General features: G+C 40.8%; 23 protein-coding genes. 4 read left to right on the top strand and 19 right to left on the bottom strand.

Features of this window, described 5'->3' with window-relative positions:
* Positions 1 to 28 precede the first annotated feature (28 nt).
* From dut to F1E73_RS02190, 17 genes are all read right to left on the bottom strand, one after another.
* Positions 29 to 463, bottom strand: coding sequence for a dUTP diphosphatase (dut, locus tag F1E73_RS02110; RefSeq protein WP_150450983.1), 435 nt, complete (start codon positions 461 to 463; stop codon positions 29 to 31).
* On the bottom strand, positions 460 to 1,920 hold the full coding sequence (locus tag F1E73_RS02115; RefSeq protein WP_150450984.1) for a lipopolysaccharide biosynthesis protein: 1,461 nt from the start codon (positions 1,918 to 1,920) through the stop codon (positions 460 to 462). Before F1E73_RS02115 ends, dut begins: the two co-directional genes overlap by 4 nt.
* 298 nt (positions 1,921 to 2,218) lie before the next feature.
* Positions 2,219 to 3,079, bottom strand: coding sequence for an ATP synthase F1 subunit gamma (gene atpG / locus F1E73_RS02120; RefSeq protein ID WP_150450985.1), 861 nt, complete (start codon positions 3,077 to 3,079; stop codon positions 2,219 to 2,221).
* A 139-nt stretch (positions 3,080 to 3,218) separates the two neighbouring features.
* Positions 3,219 to 4,799 carry a F0F1 ATP synthase subunit alpha gene (atpA, locus tag F1E73_RS02125; RefSeq protein WP_086476472.1) on the bottom strand — a complete coding sequence of 527 codons (1,581 nt, stop codon included), beginning with the start codon at positions 4,797 to 4,799 and terminating at the stop codon, positions 3,219 to 3,221.
* Between the two features lie 57 nt (positions 4,800 to 4,856).
* A complete protein-coding gene (gene atpH / locus F1E73_RS02130) occupies positions 4,857 to 5,396 on the bottom strand; it encodes an ATP synthase F1 subunit delta (RefSeq protein WP_150450986.1) in 540 nt (179 codons plus the stop codon).
* 9 nt (positions 5,397 to 5,405) lie between these two features.
* A complete protein-coding gene (locus F1E73_RS02135) occupies positions 5,406 to 5,906 on the bottom strand; it encodes a F0F1 ATP synthase subunit B (RefSeq protein WP_086476470.1) in 501 nt (166 codons plus the stop codon).
* An 87-nt stretch (positions 5,907 to 5,993) separates the two neighbouring features.
* Positions 5,994 to 6,185, bottom strand: coding sequence for an ATP synthase F0 subunit C (atpE, locus tag F1E73_RS02140; protein WP_176328460.1), 192 nt, complete (start codon positions 6,183 to 6,185; stop codon positions 5,994 to 5,996).
* 33 nt (positions 6,186 to 6,218) lie between these two features.
* The gene (gene atpB / locus F1E73_RS02145; RefSeq protein WP_150450987.1) at positions 6,219 to 7,295 is read right to left on the bottom strand and encodes a F0F1 ATP synthase subunit A; all 1,077 of its coding nucleotides are present in this window, start codon (positions 7,293 to 7,295) and stop codon (positions 6,219 to 6,221) included.
* 112 nt (positions 7,296 to 7,407) lie between these two features.
* A complete protein-coding gene (locus tag F1E73_RS02150) occupies positions 7,408 to 7,806 on the bottom strand; it encodes a DUF6168 family protein (RefSeq protein ID WP_150450988.1) in 399 nt (132 codons plus the stop codon).
* Positions 7,806 to 8,036, bottom strand: a complete 231-nt coding sequence (locus F1E73_RS02155) for an AtpZ/AtpI family protein (protein ID WP_086476466.1) — start codon at positions 8,034 to 8,036, stop codon at positions 7,806 to 7,808. The genes F1E73_RS02150 and F1E73_RS02155 overlap by 1 nt, the downstream gene beginning before the upstream one ends.
* Positions 8,014 to 8,442, bottom strand: a complete 429-nt coding sequence (locus F1E73_RS02160) for a bactofilin family protein (protein ID WP_150450989.1) — start codon at positions 8,440 to 8,442, stop codon at positions 8,014 to 8,016. Before F1E73_RS02160 ends, F1E73_RS02155 begins: the two co-directional genes overlap by 23 nt.
* 4 nt (positions 8,443 to 8,446) lie before the next feature.
* Positions 8,447 to 11,005: a type IX secretion system periplasmic lipoprotein PorW/SprE gene (porW, locus tag F1E73_RS02165; RefSeq protein WP_150450990.1), complete on the bottom strand. Its 2,559-nt coding sequence runs from the start codon at positions 11,003 to 11,005 to the stop codon at positions 8,447 to 8,449.
* Between the two features lie 247 nt (positions 11,006 to 11,252).
* Positions 11,253 to 11,975: an ABC transporter ATP-binding protein gene (locus F1E73_RS02170; protein ID WP_150450991.1), complete on the bottom strand. Its 723-nt coding sequence runs from the start codon at positions 11,973 to 11,975 to the stop codon at positions 11,253 to 11,255.
* A 14-nt stretch (positions 11,976 to 11,989) separates the two neighbouring features.
* Positions 11,990 to 13,462: a DUF5687 family protein gene (locus tag F1E73_RS02175; RefSeq protein ID WP_150450992.1), complete on the bottom strand. Its 1,473-nt coding sequence runs from the start codon at positions 13,460 to 13,462 to the stop codon at positions 11,990 to 11,992.
* Positions 13,463 to 13,521: 59 nt separating this feature from the next.
* Positions 13,522 to 14,211 carry a hypothetical protein gene (locus F1E73_RS02180; RefSeq protein WP_150450993.1) on the bottom strand — a complete coding sequence of 230 codons (690 nt, stop codon included), beginning with the start codon at positions 14,209 to 14,211 and terminating at the stop codon, positions 13,522 to 13,524.
* Position 14,212: 1 nt separating this feature from the next.
* The gene (locus F1E73_RS02185; protein ID WP_150450994.1) at positions 14,213 to 14,851 is read right to left on the bottom strand and encodes a hypothetical protein; all 639 of its coding nucleotides are present in this window, start codon (positions 14,849 to 14,851) and stop codon (positions 14,213 to 14,215) included.
* Positions 14,852 to 14,897: 46 nt separating this feature from the next.
* Positions 14,898 to 15,236: a PadR family transcriptional regulator gene (locus tag F1E73_RS02190; RefSeq protein WP_150450995.1), complete on the bottom strand. Its 339-nt coding sequence runs from the start codon at positions 15,234 to 15,236 to the stop codon at positions 14,898 to 14,900.
* 178 nt (positions 15,237 to 15,414) lie between these two features.
* Here F1E73_RS02190 and F1E73_RS02195 point away from each other — a divergent pair, with 178 nt between their 5' ends.
* From F1E73_RS02195 to F1E73_RS02205, 3 genes are all read left to right on the top strand, one after another.
* The gene (locus F1E73_RS02195) at positions 15,415 to 16,464 is read left to right on the top strand and encodes a ferredoxin--NADP reductase (RefSeq protein ID WP_086476458.1); all 1,050 of its coding nucleotides are present in this window, start codon (positions 15,415 to 15,417) and stop codon (positions 16,462 to 16,464) included.
* A gap of 88 nt (positions 16,465 to 16,552) precedes the next feature.
* On the top strand, positions 16,553 to 17,056 hold the full coding sequence (locus tag F1E73_RS02200; RefSeq protein ID WP_086476457.1) for a DUF2480 family protein: 504 nt from the start codon (positions 16,553 to 16,555) through the stop codon (positions 17,054 to 17,056).
* 71 nt (positions 17,057 to 17,127) lie between these two features.
* Positions 17,128 to 18,060, top strand: coding sequence for a DUF3078 domain-containing protein (locus F1E73_RS02205; protein ID WP_150450996.1), 933 nt, complete (start codon positions 17,128 to 17,130; stop codon positions 18,058 to 18,060).
* Positions 18,061 to 18,375: 315 nt separating this feature from the next.
* Here the strand turns inward: F1E73_RS02205 and hflX are convergent, their stop codons facing one another.
* Complete coding sequence (gene hflX / locus F1E73_RS02210; protein WP_086476455.1) at positions 18,376 to 19,587, bottom strand: GTPase HflX; 1,212 nt, start codon at positions 19,585 to 19,587, stop codon at positions 18,376 to 18,378.
* A gap of 76 nt (positions 19,588 to 19,663) precedes the next feature.
* On the opposite strand from hflX, the gene F1E73_RS02215 reads away from it, so the two are divergent.
* On the top strand, positions 19,664 to 20,638 hold the full coding sequence (locus F1E73_RS02215; protein WP_150450997.1) for an endonuclease/exonuclease/phosphatase family protein: 975 nt from the start codon (positions 19,664 to 19,666) through the stop codon (positions 20,636 to 20,638).
* A gap of 7 nt (positions 20,639 to 20,645) precedes the next feature.
* On the opposite strand, the gene F1E73_RS02220 is transcribed toward F1E73_RS02215, so the two are convergent.
* Complete coding sequence (locus F1E73_RS02220; protein ID WP_150450998.1) at positions 20,646 to 21,359, bottom strand: 3'-5' exonuclease; 714 nt, start codon at positions 21,357 to 21,359, stop codon at positions 20,646 to 20,648.
* Between the last annotated feature and the right edge of the window lie 198 nt (positions 21,360 to 21,557).

Consider the following 21,557-nt stretch of genomic DNA (forward strand, 5'->3'; position numbering starts at 1 on the left):
CATGTGACCTGGAACGGTCTCTGCATAATTATTTAATGCCTGTACTTCCAAATCCACCTTCCCCACGCGAGGTTTCGGAAAGCACGTCTACTTGGTTCCATTGTGCCCGTTCGTGTTTGGCAATGACCATTTGAGCAATGCGCTCGCCATTCTCAATTACGAAGGACTCATTAGAAAGGTTCACAAGAATCACGCCGATTTCCCCTCGGTAGTCTGCATCGATGGTTCCAGGGGCATTCAGTACCGTAATTCCCTTTTTTGCTGCCAACCCACTTCGTGGTCGCACTTGGGCTTCTACGCCTATGGGTAGTTCTATAAAAAGGCCTGTTTTAATAATGGCCCGTTCCATAGGTTGTAAGGTGATGGGCTTGGAAATATTGGCCCTTAAATCCATTCCTGCAGAGGCTAGGGTTTCGTAATGGGGTAGGGGGTGATCCGATTTATTGATGATGTTTATGGTCATTTTTTTAAGAATATTTGTTTTAATGTATTGTGTTCAAATCTGTATACCAATCCCAAAAATATAAGAAGAAATATACTTCCAATAATCAAATTCCGGTCAAAAATATAGAACGATGCTACCGAGAAAAGAATGGAGCATCCTAGGTAAAATAATATCTTCTTTAGGTTATAGGGGATGGGATAATACTTTTTTCCGTAATAATACGATAATAGCATCATGCTGGCGTACGCCAATAAGGTAGCTATTGCCGATGCCTTATAACCAAATTTGGGTATGAATGCGAAATTAACCACAATGGTCAGCACGGCGCCAGCGATGGATATATAGGCGCCAAATTTGGTCCTGTCCGTTACCTTGTACCAAACGGAAAGGTTGTGATAGATACCTAGGCAAAAAGCCGCTAATACAATTATGGGAACTACGGACATGGCCTCCCAGTAAGAACTGTCCCGTACGAAAAGCAATTTCAGTAAATCGGCATAAACCACTACCCCTAATAAAATAATGCTTCCAAAAATCACGAAATAATTGGTGATTTGCGCATAGGCCTTTTGGGGGTTTTTGGAGGAAGAGTGGCTAAAAAAGAAGGGCTCTATACCAATTCTAAAGGCGGTAGCAAACAGGGTCATAAACATTGCTAGTTTATAGCAGGCAGAATATTTTCCAATTTCGCTCTCTGCTATATCAGCAGGCAAGAGGTAAGACAGGAGAATTTTATCAAAAACCTCGTTGATAGTAAATGCAATGCCGGCAACTAGAACGGGCATGCCATAGCGCATCATTTTGCGCCACAGTTTTTTATCAAAAACATAGGGTTGTCTTACATACAACTGCAGCATAAACAAGAGGGTAATGCCGCTGGCAATGAGGTTGGATATAAAAATGTACGAAAGTTCAAAATTAGGTCTGTACCAAGCGGAGAGAAACGAGTTGGGGGTTTCTGCCACCCAGTTGGGCAATAAAATCAGGAAAAATATATTCAGTCCAAAATTAATGGAGACGTTTAGGATTTTAATCACCGCATAGCGCATGGGCCTTTCGTTGGCCCTGAGCCAAGCAAAGGGGATAATAACGAGGGCGTCTAAGGCTAAGATATAAATAGCGTAATGGATGTACTTAACGTCTATTTGGGTGACGCTGGCAATAAAGTCTTTTAAGAATAGGGCAAGAACAACAAATAGGAGGGTAGTGCTTCCAATGGTTATTAAGGAGGTGGTAACCACCTTAGAGCGATCTTCTTCTTTGTTGTAGAACCTAAAAAAAGCGGTTTCCATTCCATAGGCCAAGAGGACGTTAAAGATGGCAAACCAGGAAAATATAATACTGATTTCGCCATAGCCTGCAGTTTCTAAAACCCCGGTGTAAAGGGGTAGTAGAAGAAATGATAGCATTCTCGGCAATACAGTTGCCAAGCCATAGATAAAGGTCTGCTTAAATAGTTTTTTTATCTGACTCAAAGAAATCTATGAATTAGCCTTAAAAATAGAGATTTAATTAATAGGTGCAAAGTTAGTGAATAAGGTTCTGGAAGGGACTATTATTTACCCCTATTGTTGGAGGAGGCGAGTTTGGTTGCTGTGTGGGGAGGTAGTGGACAAAAAAAAGCCCCACATTGCTGTAGGGCCTTAATTTTATTCTTGTCACAATTGAAAAGATAATGATTTATTGCTCCGTCTAATTGTTCAACGCTTCCGCTAGTTGCCTAATTGTTCAACGCTTCCGCTATTGTTGCATTTAGCTTCGCTTTCGCTACGCTTAATTGTTCAGCGCTTCCGCTCCTCCAACAATTTCCAAAATTTCGCTGGTAATAGCAGCCTGTCTTGCTTTGTTGTAGGTAAGTTTTAATTGATCTCTAAGTTCGGTGGCGTTATCGGTAGCCTTGTGCATCGCCGTCATACGGGCACCATGCTCACTAGCAAAAGAGTCCAATACCCCTTTGTACAATTGAGTTTTTAAGGATTTAGGGATTAACTCCTCTACAATCTCCTCTTTTGTTGGCTCGTAGATGTAATCGGCAATATCATCAGCCTCGCCTTCCATAGGAACTATGGGTAAAAATTGTTCGGTTGTTACAATCTGGGTGGCTGCATTTCGGAATTGATTGTATACAATTTCAATCTTGTCATAAACACCCGTAGAAAATAGGTTCATCAACTCCTCTGCAATTTCAGCTACATTCTCAAAGCTTAGGTGATCAAAAATATCACTATGATCTGCAATGACCTCATTGTTTTTACGCAGTATGTCATTCGCTTTTTTACCTATGGCCATGAAGTCTACCTCCTTATTGGCATAGACATGGTTGATTAAATGATTGCTTTGTTTGATGATATTGGAGTTAAAAGCTCCACACAAACCACGGTTAGAGGTGATAGCAACGATCAGTACTTTGTTTACCTCACGATTATCAGCGTAGATACTCCCCGAATCACCCTCCAAGCTTGCGCTAAGACCTTGCAAAAGCTCCGATAGTTTATCGGAATAAGGGCGCATGGCGGTAATAGCATCCTGGGCCTTCTTCAACTTAGCAGCAGATACCATTTTCATGGCACTGGTAATCTGCATGGTAGAGGATACCGAGGTAATCCTATTTCTTATTTCTTTTAAATTAGCCATCTTTTTTGGTGTTGAGTAATGAGGTTTTAATGAGCAGCATTGGTAAGGATTAACTTAGCTCCTTATCCCATGCTGCATCATTAATTGTCATTACACATTATATAAATAGACTTCTTATTGGATAACGAAATCCGCAAAATTAGCCTTTATATTTAGCTGATACTTCTTTGGCAACCTTCGTTAATACATCGATTACCTCATCGGTTAATTTCCCTGCCTTCAACTGATCTAGGATGGGGCGATGTTTAGCGTTCAAGAACTCGATATAATCCTTTTCAAATTCTTTTACCTTGGTTACTGGTACATCTCTTAGCAAGTTTTTAGAACCTGCGTAGATAATTGCAACCTGATCTTCCACTGTAAATGGATCGTTTTGTGCTTGTTTTAGGATTTCAACGTTTCTACGTCCTTTTTCAATCACATTTAAGGTAGCAGCATCTAGATCGGAACCGAACTTGGCAAAAGCCTCCAATTCACGGAACTGTGCTTGGTCTAGTTTCAGCGTACCCGCTACTTTCTTCATCGATTTAATCTGAGCGTTACCTCCAACACGAGATACGGAGATTCCCACATCAATTGCCGGACGCACCCCTTGGTTAAACAAGTCCTGAGTTAAGAATATCTGACCGTCCGTAATAGAAATTACGTTAGTAGGGATATATGCGGAAACGTCACCTGCCTGCGTTTCAATGATAGGTAGGGCTGTTAAAGAACCACCACCTTTTACCATTGGTTTTAATGCTTCTGGTAAATCGTTCATGTCCTTTGCAATGGAATCGTCAGCGATTACCTTAGCAGCACGCTCCAATAATCTGGAGTGAAGGAAGAAAACGTCTCCAGGATACGCCTCACGTCCCGGTGGACGTCTCAATAATAGAGAGATCTCACGGTAAGCAACTGCTTGTTTAGATAAATCATCATAAACAATTAAAGCAGGTCTTCCAGTATCTCTGAAGAACTCACCAATGGCAGCACCTGCGAAAGGAGCGTACACCTGCATGGAAGCAGGGTCAGAGGCATTCGCTGCTACAATAGTAGTATAAGCTAAAGCTCCATGCTCTTCTAAGGTCTTGGCGATTAGTGCAACCGTGGAGGCCTTTTGGCCAATGGCAACATATATACAGTATACAGGCTCCCCTGCATCGTAAAATTCTTTCTGATTTATAATGGTATCTATACAAACCGTGGTCTTACCAGTCTGACGGTCACCAATAACCAATTCACGCTGACCTCTACCTACAGGAATCATCGCATCAATTGCTTTAATTCCAGTTTGTAATGGCTCGGTTACCGGCTCACGGAAAATTACCCCAGGTGCTTTACGCTCCAATGGCAATTCGTACAGGTCGCCCGTAATAGGTCCTTTTCCATCGATAGGATTACCTAGGGTGTCTACCACACGACCTACAATTCCTTCACCTACTTTTATAGAGGCGATGGTCTGGGTGCGTTTTACAACAGAACCTTCTTTAACATCTCTGGAGGGGCTCAACAATACCACACCAACATTATCTTCTTCCAAGTTAAGAACGATACCTTGAAGTCCGCCTTCAAACTCTACAAGTTCTCCGTATTGAACGTTGGATAACCCATAAACTCTGGCAATACCATCACCAACATTTAATACGGTACCTACTTCGTTTAATGAAGCTGATGCTTCAAACTCCGATAATTGCTTTCTTAATATTGCTGATACTTCAGCGGCTTTAACTCCTGCCATTTGTTATAGATATAAGATTAGGACTCATTGTTATGCAACGTCGTCCAACGTAATTATTTATAAACTATTTGTAAACTCTCTTCTTAGGTTCTCTAATTTATGGGCGATACTTGCATCGTACTGCGTATCTCCAACCCTTAAAATAAAGCCTCCAATAATACTTTCGTCCACCTTATTTTCTAAGCTGGACTGGTTTCCGGTAAGTTGAACTACCTTATCCAATATTTGTTTTTCCAATTCTTCAGATAAAGGAACTGCGGTAGTAACTGTAGCTACTTCCTGGCCCTTTCTGGTTTCATTGAGAATAATAAACTTTTCTGCCACTTGCTGTAACATGGAAATCCTTTTGTTCTCAACCAAGATGGTAAACAGCCCTTCCGTAACTGGATTGCTGCCCGTAAAGATGGCGGATAAAGCCTCTTTCTTTGATTCTCTTTTTAGCAGTGGACTTGCCAACATTTCACGGAGCTCTGGGCTTCCAGAAATTGTAGCCATTATATTTCGCATGTCATTTTCCACTGCTTCGGTGGCATTGTTATCCACTGCCATTCCCAAAACTGCCTTTGCGTAACGTACCGCTGCTCTAGATTCGTTCATTTTTTACCCTTAGTTAAGCTTAATATCCCCTACCATTTCTTCTACCAACTTCAATTGCTTCCCAGAATCGGAAATCTGTCCTTTTATTACCTTCTCGGCAATTTCCAAAGATAGGGTAGCCACTTGATCTTTAATTTCGGCAACGGCAGCTTTCTTTTCACCTTCAATGGCGGTTTTGGCCTGACTAATCATATTTTCTGCCTCTACCTGTGCCAAAGCTTTTGCATCGGCAACAATCTTCTCCTTCATCTCGCGAGCCTCTTTAATCATGCCATCGCGCTCCATGCGAGCTTCCTGTAACAGACGCTCACTATCTGCAGTAACATTTTGCATTTCCTTTTTGGCATTCTCTGCTGCCTCTAATGCATCCTTTATGCCAGATTCCCTCGCTTCAATAGCATTAAGAATAGGTCTCCATGCAACTTTTCTTAAGACAAGCAACAGTATTACAAGCAATAATAATTGCCAAAAAAACAATCCAAATGAAAACTGTTCTATTAATTTTTCCATGTTGTAATATTATGATAGATACGTGTAATAATTAATTTGGTAAAAAGAACAGCTATAACCAACCGTTATAGCTGTTTCTTTGTTTGATTAGGCTGCGAACAACGCTGCAAAACCGATACCTTCAATAAGAGCCGCAGCAATCAACATTGCTGTTTGAATCTTACCAGAAGCCTCAGGCTGACGCGCGATAGCATCCATAGCAGAACTACCAATTTTACCGATACCAAAAGCGGCACCAACAACGATTAATCCAGCTCCTAAAATAGTTGGGATTTCCATAATATATATAATTAATTATTAAACATTCTACTTTTAGTGATCGTCATGCTCCTCTACTGCCATTCCAAAATACAGGGCAGATAGCATGGTGAATATATACGCTTGTAGGGCGGCTACCAATAATTCCAAGAAAGAAAGTGCACTTGCCAAAACAAAGGACATAGAACTTCCTATCCAGGTTTTAAAGATAAACATCATCCCTAGGATACTCATTAATATTAAGTGCCCAGCCGTAATGTTCGCGTATAAACGAATCATGAGGGAGAAGGGCTTAATAAAGGTTCCTAGCAGTTCTATCGGAGCCAATACGATCTTCATGAATACAGGAACGTCTGGCATCCAAAAGATGTGTTTCCAGTAATTCTTGTTGGCTGTAAAAGCAGTGATGAAATAGGTGAACAATGCCAAGCAAAGGGTTACCGCAATGTTGTTGGTAACGTTTACACCTAGAGGCGATAGACCTAAAAGGTTAATAATCCAGATAAAGAAAAACACGGTCAATAAATATCCCATGTATTTTTTATAATGCTTTTCACCGATATTGGGAATAGCAATGTCGTCACGGATGTACAGGATAATTGGCTCCAAACCACGTCCAATCCCCTTAGGCAGCATGCTGCCACTGTAGGATTTGGCCATTTTTCTGAACATAAAGATCATTAGGAGCGAGACCGCAATGATGAATACCACGTTTTTGGTGATGGAAAAATCCAAAGGTTTGGCGTTAGTGGCATGTCCGGCCTCATCGTAATTGATGGTGCCTTGGGCATCGGTCTTTACAATCTTACCATGATACAGGGCGTAGTAGTTCCCATCTACATGGGCAACAGAATCGCCGTGATCAAATTTAGAAGACATAAATACCTTTAAGCCATCATCCCATAAAATTACAGGCAGCGGAAAGCCAAAATGCGTATTCTTCTCTTCATCAATAGTGAAGAGGTTAAAATCATGCGAATCAAGTAGGTGATGCGCAATGAATTCTTTAATTTCTGCCTTTACACTTCCTTGCTCATTTCCGGACGAAGCGTCCTCATCTTGTGCGAAAGCAGTGAATCCCAGAAGGAAAGTGGCGACTAAAAGAAATCTGACGTAAAAAGGTTTTTGCATATCGCTTAAAAATATCGGTCTCGAAAAATCCGTGCAAATGTACGCTTTTATTTAAAAAAGAAAAAAGCATTGGCCGGTTTATTTTAATGAGGTCCGGAAAACACTTGATGTGTTAAGAATTATTGATGGAGTTCAGGATTTTGGCTGTATAAAGGGTTTCTACTATGAGACCTACGACATAGGGGACAAAGAAGGCCGAAAATTCTATAGTCTCCATTTCACCATCTAGCTTATAAGCGGGGTAAAAGACAATAAAAAAGACCACAAACTTTAACATACTTCCCGCCAAGTATAAAAATCCCAATTGGTCCTTAAAGGGTTCCCTAAAGATGTAAAGGATAGAGAAAATGGCAACCGCCATTATGATGTTGACCCCATAGGCTAATAAAATCTTATGATCCGTAAGGGGAAGGCCCAGCGCGTATAATATTAATAAGTGTAGCCCAAATACGAGAAGGTATGATAAGAACAGGGTGAAATAAAAACGGTGAAGGAGATTTTTTTTAAACATTAATTATTGATGCGTTTCAATTGTTGTATAACAAGATAAATGGAAACAACCACCCCTACTAAGGTAAGGATGATAACAAAGGTCTTAGATTCCATTTCAAAATAGTTGTCCAGCCATATTCCGCCCTTGGCCGCCAGGAAAATTATGATTCCCATTTGTATGGCGACCCCGGAGAGGATTGCGGCATTTCTTAGGCCATTGTTCTTTTTAGGAGATTTTTGCGGTTCCATTGGTTGTTACCTTGTTGGCGGAGGGGATGTTTGCTGTTTTGGCTCCTTTTCCCCTCATGGTGCAGGAGGCATTGAAAGTTGCCCCTGGTTCTACAGCCAGTTTTGCAACGCTTACCGTACCCTCTATTACGGCGGAGGCTTTTAGGGATAGGAGTTCGGTGACAATTAGTTCGCCTTCATATTTTCCTTCAATATCGGCCTGTACGCACTCTACTTTTCCTTTTATGATTCCTTCGGCACCAATAACCACCTTTCCAGTGGTTTTTATATTGCCTTCCAATTCGCCGTCTATCCTAAAATCTGCTTCAGATATGATATCTCCCTTTATTCTTGTGCTTCTCCCTATTCTGTTAGGTTGTCCGCCTTGTTCATTAGGTACGCGAGGTTTTTTGTTGTCTGAAAACATGATGTTAAGATTTTGGGGTTTTTATTTTTTTTAAATAGTCATCTAAGTTCTTATGCACTTGGATGATTTTGTAATTGGCCGACAAAATTACGAAATTCTCGTCATCGATTCTATAATCCTTGTTTTTTTGAAGCAATTCTGTATAACCTAGGGCAAAATCCTTGGCTCTAAAACCGTGTACAACTACGAAGAGTTGTTCTAAATTGTAGACATCCAAGGATACCTTGTTCCTATATCTTAATTCCTTAATGGAATTTTCTAATAGCTCCTTTAATCGGAGCGCTTTTTTGGCATCGCTGGTTTTTAGCGGGAAAACTACCTTCCAATTTTCGCTCCCACTACTTCCCGTTTCCATAGAGAAGGTTTTGTTTTCCAATTGTGGCAATTGATGGGCAACTAGCTGTTGTGCTTTCTTACCTTCGGGAGCATTGGGATAGTTCAGGGCTACATAGTTGAGGGCTTCCTTAAATTCCTCATATCCCTGTAGTCTCCCAATAGAATTTGCCTTTAGTAATTCTAATTTTGGAACTATTGGGTCTCCAAGGTATTTGTTAATCTGTGCCTCGGCACCGGTTATGACCTTTAGGTATTCTTGACCTTGATATTGTTTGTATAGTTGGCCATACGCAAATTCTGGGCTATTGGTATCCTGGGTCAAAATGGCTTGGGGATTTAGTAGTATTTGTGCATAACGGGATTCGGGGTGATTTTGTATGATGTTGTACCTCATGTCTTCTGCCAACGCACTCCCTTCTTCCTCGTAGATCTTATATAGATTGTATTTGCTGGGAATAATGAGCCGTTCTTCCGGATCCCTTCTTAAAACATCCTCTAATTTCCCCGCTGCCAAAGCGTTTTCCTTAAACTTTTCCTTGTAGATAAGTCCCAGCTGGTAATTGGCAAAATTGCGTTGGGTCCTTAAGCTGTCTATCAGATTCTCGTCGGTGGGTACTTGCTCCATATAATAGGATACCTGGTACCGTTGGTCTTCTCCCTCTGTGCCAGCAACAGGAGCTGTACCCTTATTTCCCGCTGCAGCGATGCCTTCCGTGGGGACTATCCTGTTTTTATTAGACCAGCGCCAATCGTCTTCCAAGCTGCGGGTTCCCCATTTGGATCTAAAATCGTTTTTGCCGTAGCCAAGGGCAGTGATGTTGTAGAAATAAAACTTGCCCTTGTTTTCCCTGCCTCCCTTGGTTTTTAAAAACGCCTCGAAACCTGCATTGGCCATCTGGGCAGTTTTTTTTCTGTCCTTTTCTGCGGCCGATTTTAGCTTGGCGATGTGTGACTCAAAATAGGCAAGGCGATCTGGGATGGAGAGTTCATATAATCCAATGATGCTGTCTGTGTGCTGCGCAATCTCTTCATATTTAATAATGTCTTCCAGATTGTCTAATATCTTTTTTATCTGTCGGTGTTTCTTGGAGGTTTCAGGGAGGTTTTGCAATACACTGTCATAATAGGCTCCCGAGAGTCGGTAATGGTTTCGGTCAAAATTGTAATTGGCCAGATTTTCATAGTTCAACGCGTTCAGTTGAGGCATATTGGTAGTGGCCCTTAGGGATTTATTATAGTAGGCCAATGCCAAGCTATCCGATTTCTCCGCAGCATGAAATGTTGCCAATTCCCTGTAAATCTTATTTAAAAAGGGCCTGTTCTCCCGATTCTCCTCTAAACGGGTTAAATGTTGGTATAGGGCGTCCCGGTTATCCGCTGTTAATTCCGTATTCTGTATTTTTTGAATGTGGGCGTTAATCATATAGACCCGGGGCGACTTCCTGTTTAAGGCAATCACCTTATCGAAGGCATAATTGGCACTGTCCTTATACCCTAATTGATTGTACAGCTGGCCAATGATGTATAAATACCGTCCCTTTTCAGGATTTTTTTTGGTGTATGCGGTGGCAATTTTTAGTTGTTGTATAGCGGTATCCGGTATGTGGAGATTAATATACGCCTGGGCCATCATGGCATGGGTGTCCGCATATTCTTGGTCCTTTAGACGCTCTTGTCGTAACAGCCGTTTTAGGTTTTTAATGGCCAGCTCTTCGTTTTCCAGGCGGATATGCACTTTTTCGCGCCAAATAGTGGCTTCGTTTAGCTTATCGCTCTGCGGGTATTTGTTTAAAATATAATTAAAGGACTCTAAGGCAGGCATATACCTTTGATCAAAATACCGGGCCTTTCCCAAAAGCAGGAAGGCTTCGTCCGTTTGCGGATTGCGTTCCCGGTTATTAATTTCCATACTGTGTTTCTGTATGGCTTTGGTAGCTTTTTCCTCGGCAATAATAAAGTTGGGGTTGTTGTCTTCGGAATCCAATTTTAAATCTTCCGTAACTTCCAGGCGTTCTACAGGCAGTACCTCCCAGTAGTTGTCTTGGTAGGACTCATAGAGTCCCTCCCGCCCTTCCTCAAAGGCAAGATTGCCATTGTACAAGCTATTGTATTGGGTATTTAGCGCATGCCAGCTTCTATTGAGCAAAGCATCCTTTTTGGTAGAGCAGGCATTAAATGCCAGACTACCAAATACGGCCAGTATTATTAGATTATTGCGAAGCTTCAAAATTAAACGTATTCGTACGTATTCTTAAACTATAAAATAGCGGGAATATTATGTAGTTGGTCGATAAAAGTAGGAATATTTTATGACGAAGGACAGTTCCTGTTGGACTATCCTATCTTGGGGTACTATAAAATTAAAATTAGGGGGATGTTTGCCTATCATAGAGGTGGCTGCCTAGCGTATGCTTTATGCAGGTAATTAGCTAGTGCAGCCTTATATTTAGATGGTTTCCTGATGGAAATATTGCCTAGCCAACGGCCTGTGTAGGCAAGCCATCGCCCCCAAAAAAGGCTTCCAGCTCTTTAAGGGTTTGGGTAGAGGTGTTTAGATCCTTCACCAACTCCCCTTTGTGCAATACCGCAATGCGCTCGCAAACCTCAGTGACGTGAATAAGATCGTGACTAGAGACTAGCACGGTCACCTGTCTGTTAAGGGTGAGTTGCTTTATAATACCTTTCAGTCTAATTTGGGTGGTGGGGTCTAAATTGGCGAAGGGTTCATCCAAAATTATGAGCTCTGGACTGCCAATAAAGGCGGCCACAATGCCCACTTTTTTCTGGTTTCCTTTAGAAAGGTCTCGCAAGTACTTTTTCTGTCCTAGGATTTCCCCGTGGAAAAAATCTTCATAACCTGCCAGTAACTCATCTACCTGTGCCTTGTTCTGCCCCCTTAATTCCCCTATGAAATAAAAATACTCCTCGGGGGTGAGGTAGCCTATTAGAAAAGACTCGTCTATATAAGCAGATGTAAAGGGTTTCCATGCCTCACTCTCGTCTACTACCACCTCCTTATTGGTAATGTGGCCCGTTGTGGGTTGTATCAGGTCTAGCATCAGGCTAAAAAGAGTGGTCTTTCCTGCTCCGTTATTGCCTACTAGGCCAAAACTCTGGCCCTTGGGAATTTCTAAATCCGCTATATTCAATACCGTGGCACTAGCATAGGCCTTGGTTAGGTTTTCGATCTTAATCATAAAATATCTTCTTATTAAGCTTTTTGCTTGTAGGCAGCCAGCGTCTTATATTTTTCTTTTTTATAGATGCGTTCTATTCTAATAAACACCTTGTTTTTAAAGGTGAAACCAAGCACTCCTGCCAGAACCACAAAAGTATAGCCGGCGGTAGGACTTATTAGATAATGTCCCAAGGCGTATACCAATAGGGGAAGGATTAATTTTGGGAGTGTAAGTAGAAGGGTTTTGGAGTTAAACGCCTGCTTGTCTCCAAAGGCTTTTTTATTGGAGCCTAGGTCAATGGGGGTTTTTATATAGGCCCCTCCCCAGAGCACTAAATAGGAATTAACCCCAATATTGTAAATAGCACCTGCCACAACTGCTAAGTAAGCATCCCATCCAAAATAGAGATAAAAGGAGGCGAGAACCGTACTTAAAATAGTGGCAATGACCATTAAATACCATTTGGAATTTAAGTATTCCCTGTATTTTATATTCTGGCTCATCATTAAGGGGTAGTAGGCACTGTCCCAACTAGGAACAAACTGACCAAAACTAAATAGGAAGCCACCGGAAACAAAAATCCCTGCAAATATTTTCCATTCTGGACTGTCATAGGCTCCAATGCTCCTGGTAAAGAAAAGTAGTCCGTAAAAAATGAAGAGGACGCTCATAATTACGGTAGTCCTAGAGCGCTTGTTTCTTTTAATGAGTTTAATATCGTTCTTTAAGAAAGTACCCAGATTTCCAAAACGGTTCAACCAGGTATAATCCTCTGTCTTTGCCTCCGATTTTTTGCCAGCTAAGCCGGCATCCAGGTACATATGGCTTCTAAAATAGGTGAAGGCGCCTAGGGCCAGTGTAATTAGTAGAATCCATGGTATAATGATGGTCCATGGAATTTGGTATAGGGTGTGTAATGCTGAGCCAGTATAGTGGGTGATATTGAAAAGTTCAAAATACTGACTGGCGCCCAAAAGGGTAACCGTTGCAAGGATGGCATAAAAGACTTGATCCTTATTGTTCATCAGGATATTGATAAAATTGTTGCAGAATATGAAGGCCATGACTCCCAAAAACCATGTAATTACCCCTAGGGGGTTGTACCCTTCTGTTAGGAGTACAATGGAGAAGGGAATAAAGAAGAATGCGTGGGACAGATTAAAAAATGAAATGACCGTTTTGCCAATAGCGTACCTCACAATACCACTTTTTTTGATGGGTAGGTATAGTAATGGCTTTATATTGGTGACCGGCATTTTTTGAAGCATAAACCGCAAATAAAGGTCAATGGCCAGGTAGTAGATTAAAAACTGATTGGTTACCTCCAAGGGATCGCCCCATCCACTTTTTTTAATAAGGTAGTAAGCACCTACGCCCATCCCTAGAAAGACCATCATAAAATAGATGGCCCCAAAAAACATCAAGATTTTGATGCCTAGGTTAGATTTAAAGGAAGCAGCTCTAAAGAATGATTTCCACTCAAGGATAAAAAAGTGTTTTAACATTTGCTTGTTGGGTTATAGCCATGGGTTAGTAGTAAAGTGGTGGGATTTGTTACAGTAAATTATACAATTCTATATGCTGGATAGGTTTGCTGCAGTAGTTCTTCTGCCTTTTGAGGGATGATGTTGGTAATTATATGAATAAACAAACACAGACAGGGGAGAGCAATGGATAGGAGGATTAGTAGCCACTCCGATTCTAAGCTCGTAGGACTGAAAGGCCATGAGATGAAATATAGAGGAAGTATGCCAATATTGGAATACCCTATTTGGTTAAATATCATGTCTTCTAGCATCCATCTTTTCTCCTTGGCACCTTGTTGCTTTTTAAAATTAAAAAGCTTGTAGAGCATAAATAGTACAGACAGGACATAAACTCCGTAAACCACCCCAATTCCTATTTCGGCAGGTAATAGTCGTAATAGCGTATAGCAAAGTGCTATTAAGAAAACGGTTAATGCAACTTTAGGAAAGCTAAAATAGTCTTTAAAAAAACGCCAGATAAAGGAGAAATATCTTTTTTCCATGGCTTTGGTGCGTGCTGTAATAACGTCCTGAAAGCCAAAAACCCCAAATTTTTTAAACTCCCTATTCAATGCGTCTTTAAAATCAAGGTTCGGATTTTCTTGCCATTGCGCTTCTATTCCATTGCTTAAATGATCTACCAATTCGGTCTGTAGGTCGTAATGCTCTACAAAATGTTGGCGTGTAAAGAGGTATAGCTCTTGTATTTGGGTTGGATTAACTTTCATGTCATGCGATTTGGAAGTGAACGCTATATTCCTTTTTTAAAGTATGGATGATTTTTATAAAAGCGAAGCCCGTTAGAACGAATAAAGAAATAAGCGTGAAGTAAATTAAGGGTTGCTCTTGAAAAAATACTTTAGAATAAGAGGGGGAAAATAAAAATAACATCCCCTGCTGAAAAATTAGTAAGGGTGTTCCTATTCGCTCCAATCCTGAAAAACGGTTTTTTCCAAATACAATCCTATAGGTGTAGCAATAAAAACACAGCATCACCAATAATACCCCTATTGGGATATATCTGTAAGTTGTAATTAGATTAAATGATTCCGCTCCCATTTTTAGGAGTAGTATGCAAGCCAAGAAAGCCAGAGCGCTTATGGGGGTGCACAGGTTGGTTTTTAGGGCTTGCAATACCTTAACATCTGTAACCTTCCTGAACTTTTTGTTCCACTTTAAGAGTTCTTTCTTGTTGACTACCATATAGGATTTAAACGCCTCATAAAATGAAGTGTTTTCCCCATTCATTGATTCCAGGACCCCAGTGGCCACATGATCTAGCATTTCCATACGAAGGTCTACATATGCAATCCCTGAATTTTTTAGATAGGTGTCTATAAAACTTAGTTGGTGTTGGTCTAATTTCATTTATTGGGGAATTTAATAATCGGGATGGCAGCCATTTTTGTAAGGTTTATTCTAAACTCCATTTAGGATTTAACAGTTGCTGCATGTTGCGGATAAAGTCTTCCAACGCTAGCAAACGGTTAACGGTCTCTTTTTCGCCCGCTTCTGTTAGTTTATAATATTTTCTAATCCTATTGTCTACTTTGGCAACCTCTACCTCCAAAAATCCTTCGGCTTCCAGCTTGTGAAGGGCAGGGTACAATGCACCTTCCGTAACCCGAAGCTCATCCTTGGTGATCTCTTTTACTTTTTGGGTGATTTCATATCCGTACATTTTCCCTTTTTCTTCCAAGAGTTTTAGGATAATGGTGTTTAAACTTCCTTTATATAATTTAGAATTCCTCATAATTGGTGGAAAAATGCTTTTTTAAGACGGCATCAGTAGTTAAGGTATAGCGGTATTTTTGCTTTTAAGTGTTAAATATAGGGATTTCTAACATACCTAAGATACTTAGGTATATATTATTTTACAATCCCGTTTTAAATCGTCCTTGCTTTGCTTAATTTTGTCACAAAGATTTAATATGGCCCAATTTTATTCACTTACGGTACAAAAAATAAAGCAACTTACACCAAGTTCAGTTGCAGTAACCTTTACTATTCCAAAGGATCTGATTCAGACTTTTGCTTTTACCTCAGGTCAATATATTACTATAAAAAAGGAAATTAAAGGGAAGGAATTGCGGAGATCATACTCCATTAGCTCATCGCCCAAGTCCGATTCTATCACCATTGGGGTGAAGAAGGTAGACAAAGGCGGATTTTCTGACTATGCCAATAGTAAATTACAGGTAGGCGATGTGTTGGAGGTAATGCCGCCAGAAGGTAGGTTTGTCTTTAAGCCTAGCAGTAGTCCTAAGAATATTGCTGCTTTTGCTGCAGGGAGTGGTATTACGCCAATTATGAGTATTGCCAAAACCGTCTTAGACAGTAATCCCAAAAATACGTTTGTGCTGGTCTATGGGAACAAATCGTACAAAGAAACCATGTTCTATACAGACTTGGTGAAATTGCAATTGGATTATCCCAATAGGTTCTTCATATATTTTATACTGAGTCAGACTCAGGAAGATGAATCCTTGTTTGGGCGTATAGATACCTCTACGGTAAACTATGTATTAAAGAACAAGCACAAGGACCTGGCCTTTGATGATTTCTACCTCTGCGGGCCAGAAGCCATGATTCATTTGGTGAAAGATCGTTTAAAAGAAAATGAAATCACTGAAGATAAGGTTCATTTTGAACTGTTTACCGAGACGGAAATCAAGGATGAACTTCCAGTAAACCTGGAGGGGAGCACACAGTTGACCGTATTGGTAGATGATGAGGAGTTCTCACTTAGTATGAGTAAGGAAACTGTGGTGCTCGATGCGGTGCTTAAAGAAAATATTGACGCTCCTTACTCTTGTCAAGGTGGTGTTTGCAGTAGTTGTATCGCAAGGATCAAAGAAGGAAAGGCCGAAATGGTAAAAAATCAAATTTTAACGGACGGCGAAATAGCCGAGGGATTAATACTAACCTGCCAGGCACATCCCACCACGCCTACCTTAACGGTAGATTATGATGATGTATAGGGGAATCCAATAGGCGGGTTTTCATTAAAAGCTTGTTAATAGGAGCTGGGGCCATGTATTTAGGGATATTTTTACTTAAATTTTGATTATGTCAGAGATTGTAAATCGCGTTGCGAATAGTAAATTGATCACCTTTGATCTGGAGGATTATTATCCTGCTGGGGAAAGGGTAGTGTTGGATATAAAGGATTGGCTGTATGAAGGGTTAATTCTGAGAGAGAAGGACTTTAGATCGCAATTGGAAAATCACGATTGGAGTAGGTACCAAGACTGTTATGTGGCGCTAAGCTGTTCTTCCGATGCCATTATCGCTGGATGGGCCTATATGCTCATTGGGACCAAACTTCAGCCTTTCTGTAAAAAAATGGTGATAGGAGACTTGGATACCTTGGAGTCTTCCCTTTACCAGGAAATTATAGAAAACTTGGACGTTTCGGAGTATGAAGGGAAGCCTGTTATTGTAAAAGGTTGCTCTAATAAGCCCGTGCCAGCCAACGCCTACTTATGGGTTACGGCCAAACTCCAGACCGTGGCAAGAAGCGTTATGTATGGGGAAGCTTGTTCTTCCGTACCGCTATATAAGGCAAAATAATTGGCGATAAGGTTCAAATTTTAGTCGGTAACCCCCTAGTTTTGTGTAAAATTGACTAATTACAAACTATTATGAGGAGAGTTGTACTTGCATTAATCGTTTTTATGGGCTTTCAATTGGGGTATTCCCAAACCTTGGAAGAACTTAATGCGGAAAAGAAACTAAAAACCGATTCCATTGCTGCGCTACAGGGACGGGTAGATGCCATTCAGAAAAAGATTAAGGCCCTACCTGGCTGGAAAACAGGAGCATTTGGTACTGTAGGTTTAAGTCTTTCTGGGTTTAACAATTGGTACTCCAAAGGGGCGCCAAACTCCAGTTCGGGTAATATAGGGGTTACGGCCAATGTGTATGCCAATTTGAAACAGGAGAAGTTTTTTTGGAGAAATTCTCTAAACGTTAATCTTGGTTGGGTGAAATTTGATGATAAGGATAATCCTGACGATGATGATAGCTTCCGCTCCGCTACCGATGTGTTTTCCCTAACGTCTCTCTACGGTCGTAACCTAAGTGATAAATTGGCGATTTCTGCTCTAGGGGAATACAGGACTACGATTATTGATAATTTTAACGATCCCGGATATTTAGATTTTGGTGTGGGTGCCACCTGGACTCCGATCACAGATTTAATTGTGGTAATACATCCCTTAAACTACAACTTTGTTTTTAGCAGTGGGGAGTCCGTTTTTGAGTCTTCTATGGGAGCCAAGATTGTGGCCGATTATACTAGACAATTGGGAAAGGTGAACTTTAAAACCAATTTGTCCATGTTCCAAAGTTATAAGTCGTCCGACTTTTCTAACTGGACCTGGACCAACTCCTTTGGGTATACACTGTGGAAAGGTATAGGACTAGGATTTGAATTTGGATTAAGGGATAATAAACAAGAGGCATTAACCTATGCCATCAATAATGTGGATGTAGGCGATCCCACCCCTACTTTTGATAATGTAGATAACGATTTACAAACCTATTGGTTGTTGGGTCTTAACTATTCCTTCTAGAGATACTAAACTATTTACCATAAAAAAAGCCCCTAATCTAGGGGCATTTTTTGTGTTGGTTAAGTCGGAATTTTTTGAAATTGGGTATTTCTAAATTCTTTTGTCAAGTGTCAATTTGGGGAAAAAAGGACATTTGAATATTTATTAAAGCGGCAACACGATTTAGGGGGAATATTACCGCTTAACTACCCTGTAAAACTAGGCAATGCCTATCAACAATCTTAATTTTTGTTGTGAAAGGTCATTAATGTGTGGTGTACCATGGCAAGGGGGTGTTTTATTCTGCCACTAACCTTAAGCAGTACAAAAACTTGGCTAATATTCATCCAAGTTTTCCGGGTATAGAAAATCGTTATAAGGGAATCTGGTGGTATGGATGCTTTTTACTGCGTCGTATACCTTTTTCCTGAAATCTTCTAAATTCTCCTGGTCTGTAGCCGAAATAAATACGGCATTCTCCCCGGACCGTTGCATCCAAGACTTCTTCCACTCTTCCAGGGTAAAGTGTTTACTGGTCTTTTCGGTAATTAGATCGTCTTCCTCTATGGTCTCGTGCTTGTAAAGGTCTATTTTATTGAAGACCATGATTGTTTTTTTATCGGCACATTTAATTTCCGATAGAATATGGTTCACAGATTCTATATGTTCCTCAAAGTTGGGATGTGAAATGTCTACCACGTGTAAAAGTAGGTCGGCCTCCCGTACCTCGTCCAACGTACTTTTAAAACTCTCTACCAATTGTGTGGGAAGCTTACGTATAAATCCGACCGTATCACTCAATAAAAAGGGAAGGTTCCCCAAAACTACCTTTCGTACCGTAGTATCTACTGTTGCAAAAAGCTTGTTCTCTGCAAAGACCTCACTTTTACTTACCACATTCATAATGGTAGATTTACCCACATTGGTGTACCCAACAAGGGCTACCTGTACCAACGATCCGCGATTTCCACGCTGGGTCTCCATTTGCTTATCTACCTTGCTCAGCTTTTTCTTTAACAAGGTAATGCGGTTACGTACAATACGCCTATCCGTTTCAATTTCTCGCTCTCCAGGACCTCTCATTCCAATTCCCCCTCGTTGTTTATCTAAGTGGGTCCAAAGCCCGGTAAGTCTGGGCAATAAGTATTCATATTGGGCCAATTCTACCTGTGTACGAGCATAACTAGTCTGTGCCCTTTGGGCAAAAATGTCCAGGATGAGGCTGGTACGATCCAAAATCTTACACTTCAACTGCCTTTCAATATTTCGCTGTTGCCCAGGGGTAAGTTCGTCATCGAAAATGACAGATCCTATATCGTTGTTTTTTACGTACGCTTCTACTTCTAGCATTTTCCCGCTACCTATATAGGTCTTGGGGTTGGGTACGTCTATCCGTTGTACAAAACGTTCGCAGACTTCCCCACCTGCTGTATAGGTGAGAAATTCCAATTCGTTTAAATACTCAGTTACTTTTTCTTCATTTTGGTCCTTATTCATTACGCCTATAAGGACCACTTTTTCATGATCTATAGTGTTTTTTTCTAGCATATATATGTTTATAATACAAAACTAAACAATAGTTGGCAAGCGTTTTCCTAATTTAGCCATCCATTAGATAATTTTCATGGATTTTTCGATTTTTAAGAGGAATTTAGTACAAAATATGCATACGATTGCCTTTTATAACCTAGAAAATCTATTTGATGCCCTATTAACGGAATCTACGCGAGACTTGGATTTCACTCCCGAAGGGTCTAGGAAATGGACTCCTAGGCGTTACCAACGAAAATTGGAGCGATTGGCAAGCGTCATTGGAACGATTGGTTTGGAAGAATCGGGGAAGCCTCCTGTGCTCCTTGGGGTTGCCGAAGTGGAAAATGGGGCCGTGGTACAGCAATTATTGGATACCCCGCCATTGAATGGATATAACTATGGCTATGTACATTATAATTCACCCGACGATAGGGGAATGGATACCGCACTAATATACAGCCGGGATCATTTTAAGGTACTGAAATCGCAACCCATCCCCTTGTTATTACAAGCTTCAAATGGGGAGCCGGAAGCCACAAGGGATATCTTATATGTGCAGGGGGAATTAAATGGGCAGGTACTTCATATTTTTGTAAACCATTGGCCCTCCCGAAGAACGGGAAACCTGGAGAGCGATTATAAACGCCTCCTAGCTGCCAAAACCATTATTTCTTTTATGGATGGCATTGAGGCGGAGTTTAAAGAGCCTAGCTATGTGGTTATGGGCGATTTTAACGACGGACCCACCGCAGAGAGTGTACAAGCCCTTATGGATACCGATAAGTTCTATAACCCTATGCAAGACCTATATTCCCGTAGTCGGGGAAGCGTCCGCTATAGGGGGTCTTGGAATCTATTTGATCAAATTATGCTTTCCAAAGGATTTCTTACAGATAGGAATGGGGGGCATAGGTATATAGGGGCCAATATATTTGACGAGGCCTTTCTTAAGGAAGCTAAGGGGAAATACAAAGGGACGCCATTTAGAACCTACAGAGGGGGTGGGTATAAGGGCGGATACAGTGATCACTTTCCCGTATATGTGCAGCTAATGTTAGATAGCTAAGAGCAGCCTAAATCCGCTTGATTTCCTCTTCCTCTAAGAGGCTGTCTCCACGAAACCTTAAAAATACCTGAGCCGTAGTGATAACATCTAGCTCGCAATAATTTATGATACGCTTCATGTTTTTCTCCTGGTAATAAACCTCTTTTACCATGCTGCCATCCAAATCTTCTTTAGGGGAAGCAATTCCCAGTACATTGGCCAAAAGTTTTAGGGAGGTAAAATGCTTGTAGTCGCCAAACTTCCATAGCTCCATAGTATCTAAATGTGGAATTTCCCATGGTTTCTTCCCAAAAAGATTCAATTTCTCTGGGATGGCTATGCCGTGGATAATCATCCGTCTGGCGATATAGGGAAAATCGAATTCCTTGCCGTTGTGGCCACATAAAAGGTGTTTGGGACTATTAAAATGGGTGTCTAGAAGGTTTTTAAAATCATTTAATAGTTTGGATTCCTCGCCATGGAAGGAGGTAACCCTGAAGTTTCGTTGATCCCCGCCTATATTAAAATAGCCTACCGATATAGTGATGATCTTTCCAAACTCGGCCCAAATTCCGGCACGCTCATAAAACTCCTCCGCAGTAAATTCGTCTTTGCGCTGGTATTTGGATTTCTGCTCCCAAAGCTTTTTTTGGGTTTCGTCCAATAAATTAAAGTGCGCTTGTTCTGGAACGGTTTCTATGTCCAAAAAAAGGATGTCTTCCAAATTAATAGTGTGTATCATTGGGGAGGGATATTTTTATTCCAATATACTTTCTTTAGGAAAGATACAAAAATGGAAATGGGGTTTCTTATCGGAAAGTAGGTATGTTAAATTGGGGGTAATTATGTTTGGATATTGGGTGGGAATTGTAGTATCTTTTCCAAAGCTTTCCAAGTGAAAAGATAGCCTTCGTTGGAATCATAAACAGATTTAGCAGAA

Source organism: Arenibacter lacus, assembly GCF_008711145.1.
Taxonomy (GTDB): Bacteria; Bacteroidota; Bacteroidia; order Flavobacteriales; family Flavobacteriaceae; genus Arenibacter; species Arenibacter amylolyticus.